Genomic DNA, 26,058 nt, shown 5'->3' with positions numbered 1-26,058 from the left:
TATATAATCTCCTTTATCTGTACAATTGGTGTTTCTTCAAGTAGGCGTACACACTTTCAGGAATAAGATAACGCGCTTCACCGCCTAGCTTAAATTCCTCCCGCACATACGTTGAGCTAATCTCCATGGTGAGGCCCTTATCAACAAGATGAAAGGTTTGACCATCATCAACCTGACGCAATATTGGCGAGCGACCAATATCAACGAGTAAATCTGCGCCCATGATGAAATAAATGTCATCGTCAGCATATTTCGTTGTAAAGTGACGAAGTGTTTGGTAGGTTGCTATCTCCCAGCCTAGTTGCTGAAATTCGTAATCATCAACTTCAAATTTATCATTTCCCGCTAAAGCTAACTGGATCAAAGGAAGAACCGTAGATTCCAATCTTCATCTTATCTCTCCTCACGTGCTTGATCTAATGCTCTTTCTATGAGCTGTCGTTTGTTGTTCCAGCAAGCATCGCTTAACGTTACTGGATAGATAGGTGGATTGAGTAAACGGCGATATTCCTCCCAGAAAAGTGCTAGACTCTCTTTTGCATATTTCCTATTATGGTCTAGAGTAGGAAGATCATACACTAATAGTCCTTTAACCATTACATCTACCTGCAGCTGAATGGCTTCAAAGTTCTTGATCGTTTTCATCATATGGCTATGCAGTGGATGAACTAATCGGATCTGATCCTGCGGTAAATCTTCATTGTGCAATGTAATATAATCGCCCTCTGCGATGCCTGTTTCCTTATTAATTATTCTCCACATTTGCTTATTACCAGGATTAGAAATCTTATCGGGATTGCTACTAATTTTAATCGTATCGATCATTTGTCCATCGTCTTCAATTTGTACAAGCTTATAAACTGCTCCGAGTGCAGGCTGCGTATAAGCTGTTATAAGCTTAGTACCAATTCCCCACACATCAATACAAGCCCCTTCACGCTTAAGAGAAAGTATTGTCACTTCATCTAGATCATTAGACGCGTAAATCTTAGTTTGCTTATAACCTGCGTCATCAAGCATTTTACGTGCTTCTTTGGATAAATATGCTAAGTCTCCACTATCTAAGCGAATACCTACAAAATTGATGTTTTCCTTCATTTCATTGGCTACTTTAATTGCAGTAGGAACACCTGATTTGAGTGTATCGTACGTATCTACTAGGAAAACGCAATCTCGATGCGTCTGAGCATATTTCTTGAACGCAATATATTCATCACGGTACACTTGAACCATTGAATGAGCATGAGTTCCAGCAATTGGAATACCAAATAGCTTTCCCGCTCTTACATTAGAAGTTGCATCAAAGCCCGCAAGGTAGGCTGCACGAGTTCCCCATATCGCTGCATCCATTTCTTGTGCACGACGTGTACCAAACTCCATTGCAGTTTGATTACCTATTATATTTTTCAATCGACTAGCCTTCGTTGCGATCAATGTTTGATAATTTACAATATTGAGAATCGCTGTTTCGATCAATTGAGCTTCCACCAATGGCGCGTCAATAACCATTAACGGTTCATTGGCAAATACTACTTCACCTTCATGAACACTTCGCAGCTTCCCAGTAAAACGAATCGTTTCCAAAAACGTAAGGAAATCATCTTGATAGCCCTCTTCACGCAAGTATTGAAGATCCGTTTCGCTAAATTTGAAGTCTTGTAAATAGTGAACAACCCGCTCAAGTCCAGCAAAAACTGCATAACCATTGTCAAATGGTAGCTTGCGGAAATACACTTCGAAAATCGCTCGTTTTTGGTGTTCATTCTCTCTCCAGTACACCTCTGCCATATTAATTTGGTATCGATCAGTGTGAAGTGTTAAACTATCGTCCTGCATGTTGTATCTCATTATAATCGCTCCTTTTGCCCTCGTAACTTGTATTAAATTATCTTTGCGCCTAATGTATGCTGGAAATGTGCTAACGCCCATTCATGACCCACTTGATTAAATGAAGCGACTGCATCCTTCACAATAACGATGCGATAACCAAGATTGTACAGATCTACAGCAGTGTGCAGAATACAAATATCGGTACATACTCCAACTAAGTAAACCTCTTCAATTCCTCTCGCACGAAGCATTATATCGAGAGTTGTTCCTGCAAAGGCACTGTAACGCGTCTTATCTAGCCAATGTACATTGGGTTCGTCTCGACTTTCTTCATATACCTCCTGCAATTGTCCATAGAGCAATCTTCCATTCGTATTCCGCAGGTTATGCGGTGGAAATAATTTCGTTTCAGGGTGGTAAGCATCTCCTTCATCGTGTACGTCGATAGCAAAAATAATATCTTCACCGTTTTCGATAAATGTCTTCGTTATAGTGAGAACCGCGGCTTCGATGCTTTGACCTGCTTCTCCACAATTTAAAGTCCCATTTGTAGCAACAAAATCATTCGTATAATCAATATTCAATAACGCTCTATTCATCGTAAACACCTCTTATTAATATAATTTATAATTATTGAACTGTTAACTATTTAATTTGAAAGAAAGTACCACCTGATTAGCTCATGTGGTAAATCGAATAATTAATAGGTACTTCCTTAAAGCGGTACAATTGTGTCTTTCTTTTGGAAGTCCGTGTAACTGTTTTGCCCTCTATCGCTTCAATGAACGGAAGTTGCTTCATCTTACGAATAAAGGATGGATTAGACATAATCACTGGATCGTCCGTTACCGTTGCAAGTACTGCCTGTAATTCAGAATACGTAAATTCTGCCGGTAAAAACTCTTTTGCCGTTGTCGTTTGTAGCAGCTTCTGCGAGATGACAGCAATAGAATCTTGAATAATTTGCTTGTGGTCAAAGGCTAAATCCAACGAAAGAACTTCCTTCGCCGAAAACATCCGAACATCGGAAGCATCATCCCCTGCTTTTCGATTCGAAAGCTTATGATGGGGAACAATTGCATAAAATGCATTACTTATAATCCAACCACGTGGATCACGTCCTGGCTTATCATACACACTGAAATGCTCGATATGGAGATCCTTTACACCAGTCTCTTCTTCCAGCTCTCGATGTGCAGCCATATAACTCGTTTCTGACTCATCGATAAATCCTCCTGCGATCGCCCATTTACCTGCTTCGATATTCGGTTTGCCTTCAGAGTTCTGCATACTGCGCTGAATTAGCATCATTTGCAAATCCATAATAGGTGGAGAAAATGGCTTTTGCTCAATTGGAACGATTGTAAATACCGCAATATCTGCTGTATATCCATCAGGCGTGCGATAATCTTTAACACTGTATTGCTCAAGTGCGGCTTTATTTTGCTTGCTGCTCATATCTACCCTCCTAAAACTTTTTGTGTACTTCTCGAAATGCTGCTTGTCATAAAAAGTAGCATCGAAAGCATACGCTTAAACTTATATATTTACAATTAACAAACTGTTAATTAATATCCTTGAACTAATTAAACTATTCTTTTCATCTTTTGTCAACTCTTAATTTACTACCTTGCTGTTTTTTAACGACTTGTTCTGTTTATACAGAATAAGTCGTTAAAAAGTCCAAAATCTGGCGCACATTTGACTCCAAACTGTTCATATGCGTGTTTATTGTGATTTCTGGATGTACTGGTGTCTCATAGTTATCAGAAATACCAGTAAATGCTGCGATCTCACCTGTTATCGCTTTTGCATATAAGCCTTTTACATCTCTACGTACACATTCCTCCAATGGACAATGTACATATACTTCGATATATGACTCCAGTTCTGCTCGCGCATAGTCTCGCATTTCCAAATAAGGCGCAATCATAGAGATGACCGTCGTAACACCATTGCGGTTCAAGAGATTGCTTATATAGACAGCACGGCGAATGTTTTCCAGCCGATCTTCTTTACTGAACCCAAGCTCTCGTCCTATTTCACGTCTAAGCTCATCGCCATCCAAGCATTCGACCTTAACTCCACTTTCCCGAAGAGCAGTTGTCAGTGCTAATGCTGTTGTCGTTTTCCCGGAGCTTGGAAGTCCTGTTAACCATATTGCGGTTCCGCTCAATGTACTCAATATGCTGTTCCCCTTTACTGAATAAATGCGATTCGTTCAAGTAAGCGATCTCCATAAATAGGCTCTAACTGCAGCTCCTCCATATGGATGTAGCCGATATAACAATCACATTGCTTCATACGGCATGGGCGTTCTTGAGAAATTCCTTCCAGCCCATCCTTATACAGGTTTCCAATTACTTGACGATCCTTATAGCAGCGCTTAACACGGCCGTCACCTTGGACATAAAACACATTTTGCCCAGCACGACATGGCTTACCCATACTGTCATAATCTTTAGCATTAAGGACAAAATGGGGGTCCATTTTGGTCAAAAACTCTATATCCTCGTCAGAATAGTAATTCGGTTTATCTTTGAAAGAGTTCACCCACATATAAATATCTTCAGGTAATGCCTTCCTGAGGGAAGCAATGGAGTTGAACGCACTTTTGACACCGACACAGCCTACACTAAGCGGAATTTTTTGAGCATAGAGCTTGCCGCATTGCTCTAAAAATCGCTCTTCCTTCGTCTGCCCAGGATGGTAGGTTGCCCAGAAGGCAGCCGTCACTGGATTTAAATCGCTTGTCCAATCGAGCTTAACGGATAAATTAGTTTGTATAGCTACTTTAATTACATGTGGCATATGGGATAGCTCAACCAAGGCTTCCCTATACCAACGATGCGTAAGTCCTTCACCATAAGGATTAAAAAACACGGACAGCTGGTCCGCTTGATTCTTTACCCAATCGACAAAATTCCGCACCTGCAGCTGATCTTTAGCCAATGTCTCTAGGCTATCCGTGTTTTTGCTGAAAGGACAGTATGGGCAATCGTAATTGCATGAGCTTAAGCTGCCGCGAAAATAGATCGTTGTCTTCATGAGATCACACAGCTTTCCATATGAGCCCGTATCTCTGGAGAAATGAACCAATCTCCAACAGCATCCGAATACATCAGCCCTTCTTTCGTCAGGCGCAGCACCTCATCTTCGATAACAGCAAGCTCCGTATGCAGCAGTAGATTCAGCTCGGGATAGTCGACGAGAGCTGACGTTGCGAACCGCTCCACATAGCTACCTAGTGACAATCCTTCCGTATGCAGCAACGATTTTAGAATAAAGCGGCGCTGCTGATCGTCCTTACTCAGCACAATGCCGTAATCTGCAAATGTGTAATCAGTTGTAGCTACATAGTCGGCAATGATGCTTGCTGTAGCTGCACGCCCTACGCTGTAGCGTGAGGAATAATGGACGGAGTTAGTATAAGAGCGTGCGCCGCAGCCGAGTCCGATCATGCCTTCATCGTGACAGCCATAAGGAAGCAATGGTTTCTCCGAACCGGCTTCCGCCTTGGCAAATCTACGCATAGAATACTGAGTATACCCATTGGCAAACAACCGTTCCTGCGCTGCACTATAAAGCTTTAGTCTCTGATCCTCACCACTTTGCCTTATTTGCTCTGGTTTTACAATCGTGTGCTCACGAGTATATAGCGGATAAATAAATATCTCCTCTGGCTCATAAGAAAGTGCCTTATCTAGCGAATATATCCATGATTCAAGAGTTTGACCGGGAAGTCCATAAATTAAATCCAAATTAAGGATCGGAAATTGGTACTGCTTAAGCTGTTTCAGCGCTCTCTCAACTTCCTGCGGTTTTTGCGGACGGAAGATCGCTTCCGCTTCCGCTTCTATGAAGCTTTGAATCCCCATGCTAATCCGATCTACTTGCCTGCTTTTTAAAATATCTAGCCGCTCGGAGTTAATCGTTTCGGGAGAGGTCTCTACCGAGATTGAAGCTTGGACTGGATCCATACCCATTACATTGTGCGCAATTTGAAATAACCGATCAAGCTGAGCAGGTGCAAGTAAAGTCGGCGTTCCACCTCCGATAGCAAATCTAGCAATCGGCTTATTCTGAATGAATGGAGCCCACTGCTGGGCTTGTCTTTCCAAAGCATCGACATATTCGGTATGTACATCAGCTCTCTTGTCAGGCAATGTAAATAAATTACAAAATCCGCAGCGAGCCCCACAAAATGGGATATGCATATATAAAAAGAATGTGTCTGCCAATTCCTTGCTCCACAGCTCGGAAAGCGGCAGCTTCGTCTCCAATTTTCGATAGGAAGTTTTGTGCGGATATGAGTACAGATAAGATCGGTAAGGATCTGATGCTAGGCTGTCCTTCCAACTACGCATACTATCCGGATTTTGAATGATGTCCAAATAATTACTGTCCACCGTATAACTCATAATCATTTCCTCCTAAACTTTTTTGCTACATCATTGAATACGCCTTACGATAAACAAAAAAGTCACATCGAAAGCATACACTGCATCTTACAAAATAAATTCGCGATAAGGCACATTCCATACGACCTCGTGTGCAAGGCGGTGTCCGTCGTAGCCATCTTCACCGAAGGCGGTGCCATGATCAGAGAACACCATACAAAATACGGGTCTTTCCCGTTCCCTGAAAGCCTCAAACAATCGTCCAAGCTCGCCGTCTACATAGCGAAGTGCCGCACGCTGCGTCTCTACTGAGTCTTTCTTTGCTCCTGGTACGAAATAATGATTCGGTCCATGAATCGCTGAGACATTCATAAACAGAAAGAGGCGTTCCGACTTATCTGCATTTTGCAGCAGCTTGAGTGCATGGTTTACCTGATGCTCTGTAGAGCGTGGATTTGTCACACCAAAGGTCATTCTCCAATAGCTTTCCTGAAAATAGCTAGGAAGCACTTTTGCCAGCGGAACTTTTTTCGTGAAAAAGATCACTCCGCCAATACAAATGGTACGGTAGCCCTCAGCCTGAAGACCAGAGACTATATCTGTTGTATCAAATTGCCATGTATACGGATGTGTCTTGAATCCCGTGTTTTTCGAGTGAAATAATCGAACATGCTCTGACTTGTTTGTTGTAGCGGGCGTCGGCAGAAATCCACCAAAGAAAGCATGATGTGCCGCATAAGTGAAGCTACCTGGCGTGTGCCGCAATTCCCAATGTCCGTCACCGCATAAATTCGGGCAGTTTTCTTCCTCCATTACAGCGACATCATAGCGCAGCGTATCTAGTGTAATCATGAGAATGTCATGAGTTCCGACAATTTCATTCATATTAAACAACATAGTGTTCCCCTTCCATTTAGATAGTCGAAGGGCGTTCGATCATTCTCATCTCCCATTCATAGGGGGTATATCCTTCATAATGACTATCATATAGTAAATCTCCGAACGGGTTAACATCCAATATATAAGGGCGATAGGAGCCGCTGCTCAATAATACATCTATGCCGGCAACGGTAGAACGCGGAAAGACCGATAACGTTTGTTCGGCACATTGTTGCACGGCAGCTTGAAGCTTGTCAGATAAGCCAATCTCCTTCATGCTCAAGCGGTCGCTATCAAGATGCAGATTCGTTATGGGTGTTCTGCTTGCTCTAGCAATGCTGTGACAAGCCTTGCCTGCTACGACTAGCTGACGAATATCGAATGTGCGATTCTCATAAGAAGCTTTCGGAATCCATTGCTCCACATGAGCGCCATGTCCTAATAACCAGTTGATGATTTGGCGTATAGTACGGTGTTCTTTGTAGTTCACTAGCTTTTTTACGTTATAAAATAATGGAGGTCTGTTTTGATAGTTCTCCACACCTATTGTAGTTACAGCCGATTCTGCTCCTGTAACGGGATTGACTTGATACGCAATGACACCGCATGCGCCAGAACCTGCTGCTAACTTAATAAATAGACGGTATGTTCGCTCACTAGCCATAGCTTCACGGAGCGTTTCATAATCAGGAATAGCCTCTGGTGCTGCTAATCTTCTAGCGACTGGCAATCCAGCTGCTGATAATAGTTCGTGTGTATACCTTTTATCGAACATAGCCGCTATATCCTCAGGAGCATTCATCCATCGTGGTGTATTCCATAGTTGAATGGCCTCCCGGTCCAGTTGCGACAACAGTCTGCAATATCCGTGAAACCACTGGGAAGGATGATACAGCTTACCGTTGACTTCCTTCATGCTTCGGGCCATCCTTGCCGAAATAGGCGGAGCGGTGTTGTTATACTTAAGCCAACGCTCGTCTATATGAGTGTTGGCTGTATCAGCTGCGCCAAGTGCAATAAGCTCGCGTTCTACTTCAAAATCCTCCCCTGGTGCATCGATCCGTAGCAAGGGTGGTTCATTCATTGCTTGCCCCAGGCTTTGTATAATCGAACTTAAGGAAGCTCTTCCCTGCAGCACATCGAGATAATTCAAAACAAGGGCTGGGGATAACCCCAGCCCAGCTCTTGCCGCTTGCAGTCCTGCTGTTCTTCTGTTACCGGAATTACCAATAATAATCATCGATTTCATCGTTATTCCGTCAAGGAAGGATAGCGATAATCGTCGTCATCATCAGAATCCTGCCGATCGCCGATATCTACCTTCAAGCCTGACTGCTTCCAACGATTCATCATTTCATCCGACATATAATGATAGTTTAAATCAAGCAGTTCCAGTTTCTTTATCTTCTCACTTTGAATAAGTGCTTGAGCTCCCTCATCCGTCAACGTTCCCAAAGAAAGATCCAATGTATGTAATTGATCAACAATCGGTGCATTAGCTACAGCAATAGCAATTTCATCTTGAATTTCACTATCTTTTAGACCAAGATAGGTAAGCTTAGGAAATTTTCCAGGCTCGATCAGCGGAAGAATATCTTCGAGACTGCCATCAAATCCGTAATCCTCAACTCCTAAATAAAGCTCCAGCTTTTTCAGGTTTTTAAAACTGCCCTCGCTAATACTAGTAATGACGTCTTTTCCAAGTCCGCCGCAAATAATAGTAAGCTCCTTCAGCTTGTCATGATGAGCGGGATCAAGACTAAGCTCTGTGCTTCCTTTAATCGTCAATGATCTAAGCTCGGGATAAGCAGAAAGAATCGGTCCCAGGTTGGATTGATTAATCCAAGAGACTTCACATTCTTCAAAGGACATATCGCCAATATACAAGCTACACAGCTGTGGAAAACGGTCTTTCAAGCGAACAAGAGCTTCAACAATTTCACTTGAATCATTCTCGTATGCGCCGCCCCAGTCACCGATGATAAGGCTTTCAAGCTGTAAGCTCTCATCCTTGCCGGCAAGCTCCTCGATTAAATCTACTATTTTGATTCCATTCTCGTATTGATCATAATCGACAGATAGTTTACATTCGGACATAAAAATACCTCCCCCTATTATAATAAATTTAGTGTGAAACAAGGCTTCAGCCCTCGGATTAGTTTTTCTACATCTGCTTTATATTTGAAAATATAGGACTACTTATTGTGCTTCAACACGATAAATATAAAGTTCAAAATCGTCCATCTCTGGAAATGCAATACTTGAACCCTGCTTATATTCATATTTTTTTCCAGCACTCAATGTTGAGCTAGATTCCAATGAAGAGCCTCCAACAATTTTACCATCTTTTCTAAAGACAATTCCAATAGTATATGAAGCTATATCAACTGCACTTGTATTTTCGATAAATCCCTGGACTACATAAGATTGTAAAGCATTTCTCTCCACTGTCAGCTCACTTAAAGATAAGTCAGCTTGAGTAACCGGAGATTTTTCCTCGATGATCCAGTCTTCTTCTTTCATTTCAAGCTCCACACTAATTTCTGCAAATTCCTTATGTTGAATTGCTGGAAAGCTATGTACAATGGTTTCACCAGGTCGTATAGTTATAACTCTATTTGGTTCTGATATAACTACGCCATTATCATCGACAATTGTCCAATTAATTTTAGCATATTGAGCTGTATGTACACGATTTGGGTTTTTAAATATGCCGGCTACTTGCAAATAACCATCTGAATTACGCTCATACCCGTATTCTATTACTTCTAAATCTTTAATTTCTGCTTGCTGATGAACTGCTTCATCTTCTGCTTCATTCATTGATACATTATTATTAATTTTATTATTACCGCAAGCAGTCAACATGGTTACTATAGAAAGCAAACTTATAATATAAATAAATTTTCTCATACTTCCTCCCTTCTTCTTAATTGGATAATAATTACTTTCTAAGTATATCATAAAAAAGCCATCTCTCTAATATGAGCAATGGCCTATATCTTTAGTTCCATCCATTACAATTTGCTTAGTCTGCAAGTACCTGTAATATAAACGACTTTAAATCGACAATACGTAAGTATTGTGGTCTTTGATCTGACCCACTAATAATAAGTGGTACAAGCGACACTTCTTGATCAAGAGAACCGTGCCCACCTCCGCCTGTATGTGTTGGTGAACTATTGCCAGAGAATTCATAGCCTGACTTGGCAGTCACAACTAAATAGTTTCCGGGATGTGAGTGCAATGCACCAGACAATCGTTGCAATCCATCAGGATACTTACCATATTCTATTGACTGTTTATCCATTTTCAAATCTAATACATCTGGATCCCCTTCTACCGTCCATATTTGCTGGTAATAATCTTGCATCTTTCCATTAGCCTGAAATCTTAGCTCTTTGGTAGAGCATGATTGAATGACGTATATCCAATCATTTTCCTTCCATGAAATGATATCAACACGGGGATCAGCTCTTAATAAATTGGCTATGCCTCTTAACTTGTCCATTTGTAATGAATAGACATATGCCATCGTTTCGTTGACTGCAAGGACGATTTGAGTGTCATCCTTCACTGCTTCGTCTGGCTTTAACACATTATAGTCATTGAAAAAGGAAGTCAGCTCGATTGTAGGTTCATATTCAGCAGATTTAATCTGACTCATTCCACTATCTCCAGTAATAATAAAAACAGCCTTATCAAGAGCTTCATCCGCAGACCCAAAGCTTTCTAATACGGAGGCGATTTGACGATCTAGATCTTTGAGTCCTTCCAGATCGGTTGGACCATTTTTATGAAGCTTTTGATCTAAATCAGGTAAATAAACAAAAGAGAAATCAGGCAATTTATTTTCTCTTATTAAATAATTGATATTTAATATGGAAAAGTCATTGTTTAATCCTATACGATCTGTTATCCCATCAGGGAGTAGTTCTTTATCTTTTAGCGGATCGGATAACGCACCTAAAGTTAAGTAATCGGGTCCTTGTACAGTCATTGATCTTGGCAAGGAAGTGGCAACGTCAACAAGTGGAGGTATCGTTAAAGCATGATCGATATTACCGCGATAAATTAAACCGTTAATACTGCTTGATTTCAAGCCTAATGCATGTAAATCCTCATGAATGGTTGGTAACTGTCGGTTTAAGTGAACACCGTTTAAATTCAGCAGAATGTTTTCTAATACGGAGTCTACTCCAAGCCTCATAGACTCAATGGGCCCCGTTCCGTAATTAATTAGTCTTTTTTCGTTTGTAGAATACCATGTTAAGCCAGGAACACGATGTTCGTCTGGATATGCCCCTGTAAAAAGTGAGCTATCAATGGTAACGGACATCGTAGGGAAAGAACTGACCATATTCTTATAATATTGACCATGTTCAATTAAATATTTCATGGTGGGAAGGATGTCTTGCTGAATTCCTCTATCTATGGATTGAGCCATTAAAGAGTCGACAAGTAGATAAATAACTTTTTTCTTCTGATTACTTTGAATTGATTTTACCTGTAGTAGATCTTGTTCTTTATCATTATTTTTTTGAGCGGAGCAGCCTATTGTCATGATCAATAGAGAAATGGTTAGCATGAACAGCGTAATTTTTTTACTCATGGGTAAATTAATCCTCCTAATAGATTCCATTAAGATCGTTAGTTTTACCATTATATTGTGTATTTATGCCGTCGTTTCACTTTAATATAATTCCTCTTAGAAATTTTGCTGCAATCTCGTTAGATATTTGAATTGCTTCTGTTCTGCTATTAGCTGGCACTGTTATCATTTGACCACTTTCTGAATCCGATACAATTCCGTTATTATCCTCTAATTCATTTTGATCGAAAACAAATATAGTTGCTTTAGTAAAATCATTATTTATCACAATTGTTCCATACTGGAAATGGTGAACACTTTTGATTGCACCATTGTTTTTTTGATACTTATAATAAGGAAATACAATAGCTCCCCAGCCATCATCTGAAATGAGTATTGTTAGTTTTCTCTGATCTAATGGAACAGGTATATCTTCATCTTCTATGTTGATCGTACCTTCAAACTTCCTCTCACCTGTGATGCTTTTATTTAACTTTCCTTCAATTTGTACTTGTACTAGTTTTTCTGACTCTACAAGCTCAGTTCCTAATCTATATTTTATGCCTTGTGCATTGACATTAACTTCCTTGGGATAAAAATTGATTATAGTAAATAGAGCCCAAGCCATTAAAGCTATTACAAAAACTATTATAATAATTTTTTTCATATTAACTCCTTACCTATGTCAGTTTAAATATCTGGGTTGTCCGAGGTATCTTTGGTCCGCAATTAAGGCTCCATTTTCGTCAAACCCCCTAATTGTCCATGTATCTTCTGTATACTCATCAACAACAAATAAAACATAATGATTAACGACTTCTTTCAATTGATAACTATCCATATTTTATTTCACATCCTCCAAACTTAATTCATAACTTTCATCAGGGGACACGTCTTCCATATGGTTACCAAGTGCAATATATTTAATGTTAGAATCCTTTATTTATGATAAAGATTTTTATGATTTGAACAACGTGCGGATTATTTATGTATCTGTGCCTCCGCCCAGAATTACTCCAAATGTATTATCGTTTCTATCATAAGGATTTCGGTAAAGATCAACTTCCCCTACGGACATAAAATCCAAAATATCTCTACCTTGAGCTTGAGACAAGCGGCTAGGATAGTCTACCGTATCACTGGACATTTTGTCGGTTTTCCATTCACATGCTTTATTGCATATTTCATTAATGGTCTCATCCGGAAAATTATACAACATATTTTGAATATAAAACTCCGCTTCCTCCAAACTCATGTCTTCGGTACTAAAGCGATATTCAACATGACATTGGAATAACGCAAGCAAACCAAATCCAGACATAGCATTTTCATCTAAAGATTCATCTACTCCAACGCGTTCTAATTGAAATCTTTCAGTCACACTAGTTCTCTCCTCTCTATTAAAATTTAAGTTTGTTTATTTTTTGTGCGGAGGCGCGATATTGGATGTATTCTTGTCCGATTTATGATAGGATTTTATGTATACCAAAAGAGGAAGTGAATACGATTGATCCAGATTACTGTACCAAGTCCTGATGTTACCATTACGAAACAAGAAAATCCAGAGCTTAGCCATATTTACGGGTTTACCGATTTCCATCTTATTTCGCGCGATCAAGGCGGCATTTTCATGTTCTACAACGAGCAGGATGAGCTATTGTTCGTTGGAAAGGCACGTAAGCTACGCCCTCGCATCAAGAAGCATTTCGAAGACTCGGTATCCGTTATGAAAGAGAAACGCGACGAGGTGTTCAAAATCGAGGTTTGCTTGGTAGAGGATGCCGTTGAACGGGAAATCTATGAGACATTCATTATCAATCGCCGTAGAGCGAGATATAATATGGATAAAGTATATTACAAATAAGGGACAAGAAGACGCGCAGGGATTGAGAGTACCTCCTCAATCCCTATTTCTGATAAGTTCCTATCTCATATGAACTTAATTCATAACAATAAAAAAGTCGCCAGATGGCGACTTCTAAATCGTGTATGTTCTTCTCCCGTACATCATTCTAGATAGACCTTTCAGATGAAGCTCTAACTAAATGTGTTCCGCTTAAAAACCAAAAGTATATTGTTTCGGTACAGTCTTTTCAATTCTTAGTTGCTTTGCAGCTTCTAATGACCAGTATGGATTTCTCAGCATACCTCTTCCTACAGCTACAAGATCAGCATCCTCGTTTCCAACGATAGAATTAGCTAGCATCGGATCATCTAGTCTACCAACTGCGATAACTGGAACTTGTAGCGCTTCTTTGATCTGTCTAGCTAATGGTACTTGGTAAGCTACATGTGTACCTGGTCTTCCCCACGCGGCGATTTGGCCTTCTCCTCCGGACGAAACATCAAACATGTCAACACCAGCATCTTGATATACTCGAGAAAATTGGATACTTTCGTCAATACCATAGCCACCATCTACATATTCCTTTGCAGAGATTCGCATAATTAGAGGCATATCTTCAGGCATTTCTGATTTAACTGCTTCGATAATTTCCTTACCAAATTTAGTTAAATCTTGACCGTACTCATCATCCCTTTTATTGGTAAGTGGTGAATGGAATTGATGGATCAGATAACCATGTGCCCCGTGAATTTCAATGGTATCAAATCCAGCTTCAACAGCTCTTCTCGCTGCACTACGGAATTTCTCTACCATTCCTTTTACTTCTTCGGTTGAAAGTGCTCTTGGTGTTTTGGAATTTTCATCGAAAGGAATTGCAGAAGGAGCTACAGGAACAATAGCATCTTCTGCTTTACGTCCAGCATGAGCGATCTGAATTCCTACTTTAGCACCGTATGCGTGACAAGCGTCCACTATTCTTTTTAGCGGAAGAATTTGCTCGTCAGACCATAATCCAAGATCATAATCAGAGATTCGGCCATCAGGTTCAACATCAGTCATTTCAATTATAATCATACCTGTCCCACCAACAGCTCGACTCACATAATGCAAATAATGCCATTCCGTTGCGATCCCGTCTTTTTTATCGACCGAATATTGGCACATAGGTGGCATAATAATACGGTTTTTCAACTCCATACCTTTATACTTGTAAGGGGTAAATAAATTGATCATCGTAAAAACTCCTTTAAATTCATAATTACATGCTTGCGCATGCATTTATAATAACACAATGAATTTTTATTTGTCAAATTAGAAAAGCAACGCGGAATCTCCATCGCGTTGCTTTTCTAATTTGACATGACTTATTCTGTACTTTGAAATTGTTGAATTAATGTTTGGAGTTCTTTTTGGAATCCCTCTTGTAATTGAATTTCTTTGAAAATTTCGTTAACAGTAACTAATGCCATTTTACATTTATCCTCGCCTAACTCTGTTAATCGGGTATAAATACCTCTTCGATCATCTTCACAGATACTACGCTGCAGAGCACCACAATTGTTGGCTTCCATCCTGCCCACCAGTCTTGAAATTGCACTTTGGCTTAAACCTACCATTTCTTGTAATTGCTGCAGCCTTAATTTTTTTTCACTAGTTTGAGATAGAAAATAAAGAACATAAAATTCTTTTAATGATAAGCTATATTTCTCTTGTAAAACAGTTTCCAATTTATTATTAATGCTTGTTTGGATGTCTGTGAGAGACAACCAATTATTTAAAAGTTTATTATTATGCATCAAGTATTCACCTGTTCTGTTATATAATATTTTGTCGATTGGTCGATTATCTTGAACTTTCGATATTTTGTTCAGAAATAGTATAACCTTTATTGTGTGGCGAAACCAGCGTTTTTATTAAATAACAATCCTCTTCCAAAAGCGCTGTTTTGAAATCGCATTAATAAATTCATTGGTGAATTGTGTCATATCATCCTCTATGACTACTCCAGGTTGTCCTGCAAAATGGTTTGTCTCCATCCAATTCTTTACCTCTGCATTTGCACCAATCGGTTTATAATGAGAAAATGCTTGATCAATAAAATTAGCAGCATTTTGATTGAATTTTTGGCTGTCATTGCTAGCTCTTACTAGATAAACGGAGTCAAATAGGACTGACTTTGCTGTTAAAAATGTATATTCTGCTTCTAATGCTATTCCGTTGGTCCCTTCCACTACACCAATGTTTTCACTGATGATTTTAGGCATTACCCCTTCTGCTGTCAAACGGTTCAACACATATTTGAGATTCGGTCCGTTGAATCCATCTGTAACAATGACAGCGACTGTAAGTGTTTTTGGACTATCTATCGTATTTTCCATACTGAGTGCTGGCGAAGATTGTGTGACATTTGAACCGCCTGATGTTGGAGGATTTGCACCTATAATATGGGTGAAGGAATTAACTAATTCTAGACTTACGTTCGCAAACATATCGACAACCTGCTGTTTGACAGATTGACTCCTAACATTAGAAAGCTCAAAGCTGAATGCATCAACGATATGTTTTTTCTCAGTTGGGCTCATACTATTCCAAAATAAAGTTGCTTGAGAAAAATGATCCTTAAAGCTTTCGCTTCTAGCACGGATTTTTTTGCCTTCCACTTTTTCTTGATAGGTTTCATATCCACCTTCAGCTGGGCTGGCAGGTCTAGGGGTATTTCCTGCTAATGAATTTCGATGATAACTTACTTTACCCAAATTAATCGTTTGACGATGATATCCTTCACGTTGATTATTATGGAAAGGTACAACCGGTCTATTGATTGGAATTTCATGAAAATTAGGTCCGCCTAGACGGATTAACTGTGTATCGAGATAAGAAAATAATCGACCTTGTAGTAATGGATCATTCGTAAAATCGATTCCTGGGACAACATTACCTAGATGGAAAGCAACTTGCTCAGTTTCTGCGAAAAAGTTATCTACATTACGATTTAATGTCATCTTTCCTATAATTCTAACAGGGACTATTTCCTCTGGCCATAGTTTTGTCGCGTCCAAAATATCGACGCCAAGGTTAAATTCATCCTGCTCATCAAGAATTTGAACCCCTAATTCGTATTCAGGATAGAATCCGTTCTCAATGGCATGCCACAAATCATTACGATGAAAATCAGGATCGATGCCTGCAAGAATATGAGACTCATCCCAAACAAGTGAATGTACCCCTAGTAAAGGCTTCCAATGGAATTTTACAAAGTGTGCCTTCCCTTGAGCATTGACAAATCTAAACGTATGTACACCGAATCCTTCCATCATTCGAAAGCTTCTTGGTATCGCTCGGTCAGACATAATCCACATAATCATATGGGCAGATTCCTGGTTGTTCGCTACGAAATCCCAAAAGGTATCATGCGCAGTTGAAGCTTGCGGAATATCATTATTAGGCTCTGGTTTAAATGCGTGAACAAGATCTGGAAACTTAATAGCATCTTGAATGAAAAAGACTGGAATATTATTACCGACTAAGTCGTAATTTCCTTCTTCGGTATAAAACTTTGTGGCAAAACCTCTTGCATCTCGAACGGAATCAGACGAGCCTCGTGCTCCATTCACTGTAGAAAATCGAACAAATACAGGTGTTTTTGCAGATGTATCTTGTAAAAATTTTGCTCTAGTAAAATCCTTCATGTCCTCGTATAACTCGAACACTCCATGTGCAGCAAAACCACGTGCATGAACAACTCTTTCTGGTATACGTTCATGATCAAAATGCGTTAATTTCTCACGAAAATGAAAATCTTCCATTAATGTAGGGCCACGATCACCAGCTTTTAACGAAAACTCATCTTCAGATACCTTTAATCCCTGGTTAGTAGTCAGGAACGTGCCTTCATCATCGACTCGAAATGGTTCTAGCTGTTCATTCTTACTATTTTCATTGACATTACGCTCATCATCATTCATAAGTTACCCCTCCTATCGATAAAACTTATGAATATATCCAGAGGAATATACTAGAATAACAAAAAACCAGCCACCGAATATTTTTCGATAGCTGGTTGCTTAAAAGCTATTTAACTAAAGTTTTAACTGTAAATAATGCATATTATATTCTTCTCCCAAGAAATTCAATATTCCAGAAAATCCATGGAATTCCCATTCTCCCTCTTCGTTTTGATTGAAAATATATTCTCTGTTCCAATCTTTTAAGTTCTCGTCCTCACCACTATATTCTTCCTTAATGCTTAATCTAATCTTATTTAATGATTCATACTCGTAATAAACCTTATCAATGACAGCCTGCGTTATAGTTATTCCTTCATGAAAGACAGTAGGATAAAATGTATCTGACATTACATACGTATCCGATATGGAGTCCATATCATTTATAATGAACATCGGTAAAATTTCTTTGCCACGATCTCCAAACTCTTCGGTTAAAGCTTTCTCTGCTTGATCGTAATCCATTTTTGAAAGACTCTCTCTTAAAGCTACATCAAGGATAAGTTTTTCTTTCTTTTCAACCATTTCTATTGCAGTTTCGATGTCGAAATCAATAGTTTCTGCTTTTATCGGCTTTATTTGTTCAGATGAATTACAACCAGATAACATAACTACAACTATTATGAGTAGAGCATTGAACAATGATTTCATGATTATCTAACCCTTCTATTCTGTATATCTCTCATATTTCGTGTCTCCTTAAAGTTTTTCTTTATAATTAATATACCATAATATTACTGTTCTATGGGAAATGAGGAATATTAAAGACATATAGACATCCACGGTAAGTATCTACCAATGACATCTATCAACTATTGACGTTAGTTGATAATGATAGAAATAGGTAATCCACTTAGTTCCTGCAAGGGGACGTGTACATATAATGCAAATGAATACACAAGTCAATCAAAAATGGAGGATGAGAAAACATTAATTACTAGAGAGAAAGAGATGAATTCTATGCGAATAGAGGTTGAAGTTAATGCACAATGCTATGATAGCCCTTACTATTATTACCTTCTTGTGTACGATATGTTTCATTTTCTGGCGTCCCAATGTGAATGAGGCTATACCAGCAACTATTGGTGCTATTTTCGTTCTACTTAGCGGTAGCGTTTCATTAACTGATTTACGAGTAATAACCGAAACGATAGGAGGTGCCGCTATAACCATCATCGCAACGATTGTCATGGCCATCGTAATCGAAAGCTTTGGTTTCTTTCATTGGGCTGCTGACAAGCTGTTAGTAAAAGCAAAAGGTTCAGGTATCCGATTATTTTGGTATACCACCCTTCTTTGTTTTCTAATGACGCTCTTCGTTAACAATGATGGTAGCATATTAATTACGACACCGATTTTATTGATGCTGCTTCATAATATAGGACTTAAAAACCATCAGAAAATCCCTTATTTATTGTCGGGTGCTTTAATTGCAACGGCTTCAAGTGCACCAATCGGAGTTAGCAATATTGTCAACTTGATTGCGTTGAAAATTGTTGATATGGATCTTTATATGCACACAGCGATGATGTTCGTTCCCGCCACTCTAGGGCTTGTTCTCCTTTCGCTCTTGCTATATGCCTACTTTTACCGCATAATTCCTCGTAAAATACCTGAGGCCAGGAGATTCTCGAATTATGCTTTAGAAAAAGGGTACCATCCCTTAAAAGAAGACATACCTCTCATACCGAAAGAGAAACAAACCAAGTTTATGCTCAATATATTAATCTTTGTATTTCTAGTACGAATAAGTCTCTTTGTAGCTTCCTACATCAACTTTCCAGTCCCTGTAATGGCAGTTATCGGTTCTATCTTTTTACTAACTTGGCGTTGGGTTTATTTGAAAATCCCTCCTACGGATATGTTGAAGAAAACCCCGTGGTACATCCTTCTCTTTGCCTTCAGTATGTATGTCATTATTTATGGGTTGCATAATATCGGCTTAACAGAGCTACTCATAAGTTTCTTTCAACCGATAATATCTGGAGATTTACTTCATGCTAGTGTCATGATGGGAATCCTTGTATCCTTCCTTTCCAATGTATTCAATAATCATCCTGCTTTGATGGTTGGCACCCTTACGTTAACGAACATGGATCTTGATCCCCTTACTCTAAAAATTTCCTACTTAGCAAGTGTAATTGGTAGTGACATCGGTTCGCTTCTTTTGCCAATCGGAACACTTGCTACGTTGATGTGGATGCACATTCTTAAGAAAGGTAAAGTGAAAATAAGTTGGGGGGAGTATTTAAAAGTTACTTCAATCGTTATTCCGATCACAGTAATTTTCACATTAGTCATTTTGTCATACTGGGTATCATGGTTATTTTGATGATGATAATTAAACTAGGAGGTTTTAGATATGAATGCTCTTCACCAATTTATTAATCAACAAGTGGAAGTAGAGATCTCCGGAAATATCTTTTATACAGGAACATTAATCGACATTGGAACTGATTTAATTGTGCTCTTTTCTGAAAACCGATTCTTTTATATCCCCTTAGTCCATATCCAAAATATTAAAGGTTCAACATCTAATAATGAAGCAGACAATCCTCCTGAAGTTCCTATTGATAATCAAACAGACAACCTTTCTTTTCGGAAAATATTACAACATGCAAAAGGTAGTTTTGTAGAGATTTATATTGGAGGAAATAAATCTATCCATGGCTATTTAACTAGTATTATGAATGACTACTTCGTATTCTACTCTCCTATCTATAAAGCCGTGTTTGTTTCCATGAATCATCTGAAATGGTTGATTCCTTATAGTAACAATGCCACGCCATATTCTCTGAATAATCAACCCCTACCTCTTGTTAATATCACTTTATCGCGAACATTTGCCGAGCAGTGTAAAAAACTTGAAGGAAGTTTAGTAGTTTTTGATTTCGGAGATAATCCCAATAAAATAGGCTTACTTCAGAAGGCAGACAGCCAAATTATGGAGCTTATTAAAGCTGATGGAAACATACAATGTTGGAATATCCATCACTTAAAAACAGTGTATAAGCCATAATGGAGTACAACTACCAAATATAGAGTATAAAAAAACGACCTTCAAAAGCAGAAGGTCGTCTAAATAGCCTCTTCCAACTATTTCAATGGACGCAGGCTGTTTAGTTTGGCTTATTAGTTGTATACTTACGAAACATTTTGGCGTTTCAAGATACGATAGACATTGCTGAACATACTCATAATTACTACGACAGATAAAGTAGTTATGGGGAAATTAGGAAAAAAAATCCGCACCTGAGTCAAGGTGCAGATCAGTTTGCTATTTGTGACCATAGTTGACTATCCACTACTTTAGTTTTGTAATATTTAGATGATACTAAGCAACATTCCTCCTGCAGCGCCTGTAATAACTATGATCCATGGAGGAAGCTTCCAAAATATAAGCATAATAAATAAAATAACTGCAAGAGCAAAATCACTAGGTTCCAAAATAGCAGTAGTCCATAACGGGTCATACAGTGAGGCTAGTAATATACCAACGACAGCTGCATTAATCCCTACCAAAGCTCCCTTGATTTTCGGGTTAGTCCTTAGAGTGTTCCAAAAAGGCAGTGCACCCGCAACAAGAAGAAATGCTGGCAAAAATATAGCAGTTGTTGCAATCAATGCTCCAGATAAGCCTCCAGCCATCGTGCCGAGATAACTTGCAAAAGTAAATAATGGTCCTGGAACAGACTGAGTAGCACCATATCCTGCAAGGAAATCTGCCTGGCTTACCCATTCATTAGCAATGACTTCGCTTTCTAAAAGCGGTAATACAACATGCCCACCACCAAAGACCAAAGAACCTGTACGGTAAAAGCTGTCGAACATCGTAAGCCATTCGATCCCTCCCCACTGACTTAAAAGTGGCAGTGCAATAAGCAGAATAAAAAATAAGGATAGACAGACGATTGCTACAGAACGACTTATTGTAACATGTAAATTATTCACAACATGTTCTTCCTTGTTGCGATAATACGATAGCCCGATAAGGCCTGCAACTACAATGATCAGTACTTGACTAAATGCTGTCTGCCAATATAACGAAACTACTGCAGCGATCACTGCAATCGTTACTCTCTCACGGTCAGGGGTAAGTTTTTGCCCCATCCCAAGAACTGCCTGAGCAACGATTGCGACAGCTACAATCTTCAATCCATGTATCCAACCTGAGCTTCCTATATCATAGCCTTGTAGTAAGTAAGCAAAGAGCACTAAAGCAATGATCGAGGGTAATGTAAAGCCTAACCAAGCGACAAAACCGCCCAATAATCCTGCTCTTAAGATTCCTATACCTATTCCGACTTGACTACTAGCTGGTCCCGGCAGAAACTGACAAAGCGCAACGAGATCCGCATAACTTTGTTCATCCATCCATTTCCGACGACGTATGTACTCATTATGGAAATATCCCAAATGTGCAATTGGCCCTCCAAAAGAGGTGAATCCGAGTTTTGTTGATACGCTAAAAACTTCAATTAGTGTAGAAAGCTTACTTTTCTTATCACTCTGTATCGCTACTGTTTGTTGCGCTCCCATGCCGATGCCTAGCTCCTTTTATCCATCACTACGCTTGCTAGAGTGAAAATTGTCAACTCTGTACAGTGACTTTGTAAGATGCTTACATTGTAAGCTTACCGTCGGTAAAGATATAGCCACTTTACAGAAACTTAATATATTAACGAGAGCATATGAAATAGTAGAAAAGACCACCGCGAGGTGGTCTTTGACAATTTGGAATATAGGTGTGAAACTTCATAAGGATAACAAGCTCGCCCAATCGTTCGGCTATTCCAGCTTAATATTGATATTAATGAGATGCAGCTTCGCCAATTGCTTCTCGGCTTCTTGCTCATCCCCATCATAAATGACCTGACCTTTATAAGTTAGTTCACCCTTTGACAAATCAATGGCTACAACGGTTGGTTCCTGCATATTTCGATCAAATATATATAAATAATTACCTTCTAGCTTCATTGTACGTGTAATTTTCGCTAAACCTAGCTCTTCAGCTGTAAAAGCTATGTACTGTGGCTTGAATTCCCTCGTGTCTAATTCATATCGAGATACTATAATTTGCTCCTCATCGTACTCAACATAAGTGAATACATTGCCTTGTAATAGACTTAACGAATTATTATTAGGTTCGACAGGTAATTCAAACACTTCTTCTGTTCGATAAGAATAGCCATAATAGGAGGTTTGTGTAGGGCTATCCTGATTCTGTTCGCTTTGTTCTAAAGTCTCTGTTTTCACCTCAGAAAGCACAATATAATCACTAGGAACAGTTAGAGTAGCATCGGCAATTGCTGATACTTGTACTTGCATCGCCTGCATATTATGTTCATCGACTATTTGTGGCTCTCCTACAATTAATTGGTCAAAGCTATCAAGTGATCCAAGCTGCAAATCAATAATATAATGATAGAGATAAGACTTGTCATTTCTTACTTTTTCATCTGCAATAATGTTGATACGATCATCTACAAGCTGGACATCACGAATGGAGAAAAAATCTCTGCTATTTAATTGATAATCATACTCCTGAACAAGCTCTGTTTTTTTATTCAATGTAGTTACATACAAATTGACATTAAATAAACCATTACTTCCTTGCCTATTTTCTGAATCGACATAAATGATCCACTCATCATCTACGTACAAACCAACAGTATTAGATTTACCCCTCATAAAACCTTTATAGTTTTCAACAAGTTCATTAATGCCAGCATGACTGAAATGCCAAACCCGATCATTTAGAGTCTGCTGTCTGAATGAACTATTTTCAATACCATATTGACTCCCCTTGTCATTGACGGATAAATGTGCGAAGTACTCACCCAAATAATATGCGCCAGACAACTCTATATTAGTTGCATTTTGTTCATCTCCTGCTACGGTAACTAGCTTATAATCTGGCAAATGATTGACTGCCCCATATAAATAACTAAAGCTAATGCTACCAATCGCAAAAATTGCTAGAATGATTGAAAATAAATAACGTCGCAATGAACTCCCCCCTTTATACTGTAATCTTTCTATTAATAAGGTAATGCCCTATCCATATATTAGCCAGTAATACGATAACGCAGCAGCAAAGCTGGATAACAAAAAGCTCATTAGGATAAACGAAGGAAATCATTTCATGATCAAACGCTGCGATGACATGCGGTAAAAATATAATGACACTGCAAATTGTTATATAGACAGCGGCGTATAGCAAACCTATTTTGCGAAAGCTTCGTTCTAACAAAATCGCGGTAAAGATCGTTAACATAATAATCGTGCCTAGTCCGTAGGAAGTAATAAATTGCTCAAATTGATGCGGTAAAATAGTAGGGAAAAATCGAATGGACAAAAAATACTCGGTGAAGTAGGAAGCCTTGATGATATGTGAGGGAACAATGCTGTTAAAGATTAGCTTTTGTATCCAAAACAAAACAATTTGAAACGACAATAAGCTGAAAATAAATGTCAGTATCGCTGTAGCCTTTGCTAAATAAATATGAAATCTTGCTGTTGGCAGCATAAGTAAGCGATATATGAAGGTCGAGCGACCGAACCAGTCTCGATACCAGATTACTAATATGTAAGCACCTATGATAACGATACTAATTAGCATGGAAAGCTTGAACCAAAACTGACCATTTGCCAAAATCATTGAAAATGATATGAATTCATAGCGGTTATAACTGACTGCTAATGCATCATTAGTATAATAAATAACCGACCCAATTTCCAAAACCGCGGTTAGAGCCATCAACGCTAATAAAATATAACGAAAGCGAATAATTTCAAAATGAACAAGCTTCAAGTAATGCTTCAAGATTGGTACACCTCCCTCATGACGTCTGTAACTGACTTACTATGTAAGCTTCGCATGTCCTCACAATCGAAGGCTTGATTAATCACGCCATTTTTAAGCAGCACAGCTCGATCGATTAAATACTCCATCTCCTGAATTTCATGGGTTGTTATTAAAACACCGCGATCCTCAATCAACTCACTGGAAAACACCTCAGCAATTTGTTCGCGCGCTAGTAAATCAATCCCAGAAAATGGCTCATCCATAATGATATACTCTGTGGACTGACTTAAGCCAAGTAATAAATTATATTTTGCAGCGGTTCCCTTTGATAGATTACCAATACGATCTGCTGCATTCAGCTTGAAAAAGGATAGTAGCTCCACAGCTCGCTTCATATTCCAGTTGCTATAAAACTGCTCCATCCACTGTATCCCTGCATCCATGGTCATTCCTAAAGGCATCGTAAGATGATCGGGAACAAAAGCAACCTTCTCATAGCTTTCTTTCGTAAATGGAGCACCGTCTATTAAGATACTTCCACTTTGTACAGGAGTTAAGCCCATAATTGCCTTTAGAATCGTAGATTTCCCTGCTCCATTCAAACCAATAAGGCAAGTAATCTTACTTTTCTCAGCAGTGAAGGATATTCCGTCTAGTACCGTTTTTCTGAAGTAACGTTTTCGAAGGTCGACAACCTCGATGCTGCTATTATTATTTTGCATCTCTTTACTGATCCTCCTTTCGCAAATGCGTATACTTACGACTTACTAGCTCCAACAGTTCATCCAGCGGTACATTGATGTTTTGTACAGATAATAAAAATAGGTCAACAGATTCAGTAAGTAGCTCAGTCCGAATAGAACGTAATATCTGTTCATCGCTTGTCATTCGACTTGGAGAATTTCCTTCTGTTACAATCAACCTCTGTTCCTCCATTTCCTTATACGCACGTTGAGCGGTATTTGGATTTATCTTTAATAATGCTCCCAATTCTCTTCTAGATGGAATGATTTGATCTGCTTGAAGCTTTCCCATCGCAATCAGCTCCTTAAAATGCCGAATAACCTGTAAATAGAGCGGATCACGATGATTAAAGATAACTCCTGTCCATTCGCTATCATATTTCATAAGGTAACCTCGCATTCTTAATAAAGTGTATGTATTAAGTGGTTCATACACTTTTAATGTATTATGCGCTTAACACACAATTAAGTCAATAGTTTACATTTATGTATTAAATGTATGCGCCGATTTTATAACCACGTGACTTTAGCTCCTGAAGATACGATCAGAGTTGTTAACTCACCATTTCCACAGGCCAGATTAATTGAAAAAAGAGCTAGGTTAGCTGTATCTAAATTAGCCACCTAGCTCTTATGACATCATGATGCTTTTACTCTTTTTTACTTATAAATTCATTCGGTACTTCTTCACCATCAGGATTATTATTTTTAATTTTACTAAGTCTTCCATTTCGGAACTCGCCGACATTAACTTTATTCTGTCTCTGATCATTATTATCAGTAAGTTCATGATCGTTATGAACATAGTTCTCCGCATCTGACATATTGCACAACTCCCTTTCTGTTACGTATACAGCTTAGAATATGCAATCTATCCTAGAGATATAAAGAAGTTTAATATATGAATGTGAAAATGGATGTCGAGATTTTATCGACAGCCTAGTTTTAAACTTAATA

27 protein-coding genes are annotated in these 26,058 nt (G+C 38.8%); 3 read left to right on the top strand and 24 right to left on the bottom strand.

Going from position 1 to position 26,058, the window contains the following annotated elements:
- Window positions 1-13: 13 nt before the first annotated feature.
- From AC1TO5_RS00440 to AC1TO5_RS00375, 14 genes are all read right to left on the bottom strand, one after another.
- Complete coding sequence (locus tag AC1TO5_RS00440) at window positions 14-385, bottom strand: nicotinate-nicotinamide nucleotide adenylyltransferase (protein WP_482060822.1); 372 nt, start codon at window positions 383-385, stop codon at window positions 14-16.
- An 8-nt stretch (window positions 386-393) separates the two neighbouring features.
- Complete coding sequence (locus tag AC1TO5_RS00435; RefSeq protein WP_482060821.1) at window positions 394-1,848, bottom strand: nicotinate phosphoribosyltransferase; 1,455 nt, start codon at window positions 1,846-1,848, stop codon at window positions 394-396.
- 32 nt (window positions 1,849-1,880) lie between these two features.
- Complete coding sequence (locus AC1TO5_RS00430; protein ID WP_482060820.1) at window positions 1,881-2,429, bottom strand: cysteine hydrolase family protein; 549 nt, start codon at window positions 2,427-2,429, stop codon at window positions 1,881-1,883.
- Window positions 2,430-2,505: 76 nt separating this feature from the next.
- A complete protein-coding gene (locus tag AC1TO5_RS00425; RefSeq protein ID WP_482060819.1) occupies window positions 2,506-3,288 on the bottom strand; it encodes an NUDIX hydrolase in 783 nt (260 codons plus the stop codon).
- Window positions 3,289-3,487: 199 nt separating this feature from the next.
- Window positions 3,488-4,015, bottom strand: coding sequence for an adenylyl-sulfate kinase (gene cysC, locus AC1TO5_RS00420; RefSeq protein ID WP_482060818.1), 528 nt, complete (start codon window positions 4,013-4,015; stop codon window positions 3,488-3,490).
- Between the two features lie 14 nt (window positions 4,016-4,029).
- Window positions 4,030-4,878, bottom strand: coding sequence for an STM4011 family radical SAM protein (locus AC1TO5_RS00415; protein WP_482060817.1), 849 nt, complete (start codon window positions 4,876-4,878; stop codon window positions 4,030-4,032).
- The gene (locus AC1TO5_RS00410) at window positions 4,875-6,251 is read right to left on the bottom strand and encodes an STM4012 family radical SAM protein (protein ID WP_482060816.1); all 1,377 of its coding nucleotides are present in this window, start codon (window positions 6,249-6,251) and stop codon (window positions 4,875-4,877) included. Before AC1TO5_RS00410 ends, AC1TO5_RS00415 begins: the two co-directional genes overlap by 4 nt.
- 87 nt (window positions 6,252-6,338) lie before the next feature.
- On the bottom strand, window positions 6,339-7,124 hold the full coding sequence (locus AC1TO5_RS00405; RefSeq protein WP_482061785.1) for an STM4013/SEN3800 family hydrolase: 786 nt from the start codon (window positions 7,122-7,124) through the stop codon (window positions 6,339-6,341).
- A gap of 19 nt (window positions 7,125-7,143) precedes the next feature.
- Entirely contained in the window at window positions 7,144-8,358 is a 1,215-nt protein-coding gene (locus tag AC1TO5_RS00400; protein WP_482060815.1) for an STM4014 family protein, read from the bottom strand.
- Between the two features lie 2 nt (window positions 8,359-8,360).
- Complete coding sequence (locus tag AC1TO5_RS00395; RefSeq protein WP_482060814.1) at window positions 8,361-9,206, bottom strand: STM4015 family protein; 846 nt, start codon at window positions 9,204-9,206, stop codon at window positions 8,361-8,363.
- A gap of 102 nt (window positions 9,207-9,308) precedes the next feature.
- Window positions 9,309-10,022, bottom strand: a complete 714-nt coding sequence (locus tag AC1TO5_RS00390; RefSeq protein WP_482060813.1) for a hypothetical protein — start codon at window positions 10,020-10,022, stop codon at window positions 9,309-9,311.
- Between the two features lie 115 nt (window positions 10,023-10,137).
- Entirely contained in the window at window positions 10,138-11,721 is a 1,584-nt protein-coding gene (locus AC1TO5_RS00385) for an alkaline phosphatase family protein (RefSeq protein WP_482060812.1), read from the bottom strand.
- Between the two features lie 76 nt (window positions 11,722-11,797).
- Window positions 11,798-12,367, bottom strand: coding sequence for a hypothetical protein (locus AC1TO5_RS00380; RefSeq protein WP_482060811.1), 570 nt, complete (start codon window positions 12,365-12,367; stop codon window positions 11,798-11,800).
- Window positions 12,368-12,685: 318 nt separating this feature from the next.
- A complete protein-coding gene (locus tag AC1TO5_RS00375) occupies window positions 12,686-13,081 on the bottom strand; it encodes a DUF6985 domain-containing protein (protein ID WP_482060810.1) in 396 nt (131 codons plus the stop codon).
- A gap of 126 nt (window positions 13,082-13,207) precedes the next feature.
- Between AC1TO5_RS00375 and AC1TO5_RS00370 the strand changes: the two genes are divergently transcribed.
- Window positions 13,208-13,564: a nucleotide excision repair endonuclease gene (locus tag AC1TO5_RS00370; protein WP_482060809.1), complete on the top strand. Its 357-nt coding sequence runs from the start codon at window positions 13,208-13,210 to the stop codon at window positions 13,562-13,564.
- 192 nt (window positions 13,565-13,756) lie between these two features.
- Here AC1TO5_RS00370 and AC1TO5_RS00365 read toward each other — a convergent pair whose 3' ends face one another.
- From AC1TO5_RS00365 to AC1TO5_RS00350, 4 genes are all read right to left on the bottom strand, one after another.
- Window positions 13,757-14,779, bottom strand: coding sequence for an NADH:flavin oxidoreductase/NADH oxidase (locus tag AC1TO5_RS00365; RefSeq protein WP_482060808.1), 1,023 nt, complete (start codon window positions 14,777-14,779; stop codon window positions 13,757-13,759).
- A gap of 131 nt (window positions 14,780-14,910) precedes the next feature.
- A complete protein-coding gene (locus AC1TO5_RS00360) occupies window positions 14,911-15,342 on the bottom strand; it encodes a MarR family winged helix-turn-helix transcriptional regulator (RefSeq protein ID WP_482060807.1) in 432 nt (143 codons plus the stop codon).
- 117 nt (window positions 15,343-15,459) lie between these two features.
- Complete coding sequence (locus AC1TO5_RS00355; RefSeq protein ID WP_482060806.1) at window positions 15,460-17,511, bottom strand: catalase; 2,052 nt, start codon at window positions 17,509-17,511, stop codon at window positions 15,460-15,462.
- Window positions 17,512-17,625: 114 nt separating this feature from the next.
- Entirely contained in the window at window positions 17,626-18,201 is a 576-nt protein-coding gene (locus tag AC1TO5_RS00350) for a hypothetical protein (RefSeq protein ID WP_482060805.1), read from the bottom strand.
- Between the two features lie 331 nt (window positions 18,202-18,532).
- Between AC1TO5_RS00350 and AC1TO5_RS00345 the strand changes: the two genes are divergently transcribed.
- Both AC1TO5_RS00345 and AC1TO5_RS00340 read left to right on the top strand, forming a co-directional pair.
- Window positions 18,533-19,882, top strand: a complete 1,350-nt coding sequence (locus AC1TO5_RS00345) for an arsenic transporter (protein ID WP_482060804.1) — start codon at window positions 18,533-18,535, stop codon at window positions 19,880-19,882.
- Between the two features lie 30 nt (window positions 19,883-19,912).
- Window positions 19,913-20,569 (top strand): DUF2642 domain-containing protein, encoded by a 657-nt coding sequence (locus AC1TO5_RS00340; protein ID WP_482060803.1) that lies wholly within the window; start codon window positions 19,913-19,915, stop codon window positions 20,567-20,569.
- A 305-nt stretch (window positions 20,570-20,874) separates the two neighbouring features.
- Here the strand turns inward: AC1TO5_RS00340 and AC1TO5_RS00335 are convergent, their stop codons facing one another.
- From AC1TO5_RS00335 to AC1TO5_RS00310, 6 genes are all read right to left on the bottom strand, one after another.
- Window positions 20,875-22,089, bottom strand: coding sequence for a chromate transporter (locus AC1TO5_RS00335; RefSeq protein ID WP_482060802.1), 1,215 nt, complete (start codon window positions 22,087-22,089; stop codon window positions 20,875-20,877).
- A gap of 249 nt (window positions 22,090-22,338) precedes the next feature.
- Window positions 22,339-23,559 (bottom strand): hypothetical protein, encoded by a 1,221-nt coding sequence (locus tag AC1TO5_RS00330; protein WP_482060801.1) that lies wholly within the window; start codon window positions 23,557-23,559, stop codon window positions 22,339-22,341.
- Between the two features lie 13 nt (window positions 23,560-23,572).
- Complete coding sequence (locus AC1TO5_RS00325; protein ID WP_482060800.1) at window positions 23,573-24,376, bottom strand: hypothetical protein; 804 nt, start codon at window positions 24,374-24,376, stop codon at window positions 23,573-23,575.
- Window positions 24,373-25,080, bottom strand: coding sequence for an ATP-binding cassette domain-containing protein (locus AC1TO5_RS00320; RefSeq protein WP_482060799.1), 708 nt, complete (start codon window positions 25,078-25,080; stop codon window positions 24,373-24,375). The genes AC1TO5_RS00325 and AC1TO5_RS00320 overlap by 4 nt, the downstream gene beginning before the upstream one ends.
- A gap of 4 nt (window positions 25,081-25,084) precedes the next feature.
- Entirely contained in the window at window positions 25,085-25,486 is a 402-nt protein-coding gene (locus AC1TO5_RS00315) for a GntR family transcriptional regulator (protein WP_482060798.1), read from the bottom strand.
- 265 nt (window positions 25,487-25,751) lie between these two features.
- Entirely contained in the window at window positions 25,752-25,925 is a 174-nt protein-coding gene (locus tag AC1TO5_RS00310; RefSeq protein WP_482060797.1) for a hypothetical protein, read from the bottom strand.
- Between the last annotated feature and the right edge of the window lie 133 nt (window positions 25,926-26,058).

The organism is Paenibacillus sp. Y930 (assembly GCF_056786375.1).
This window is presented reverse-complemented; position numbering and strand designations above follow the sequence as displayed.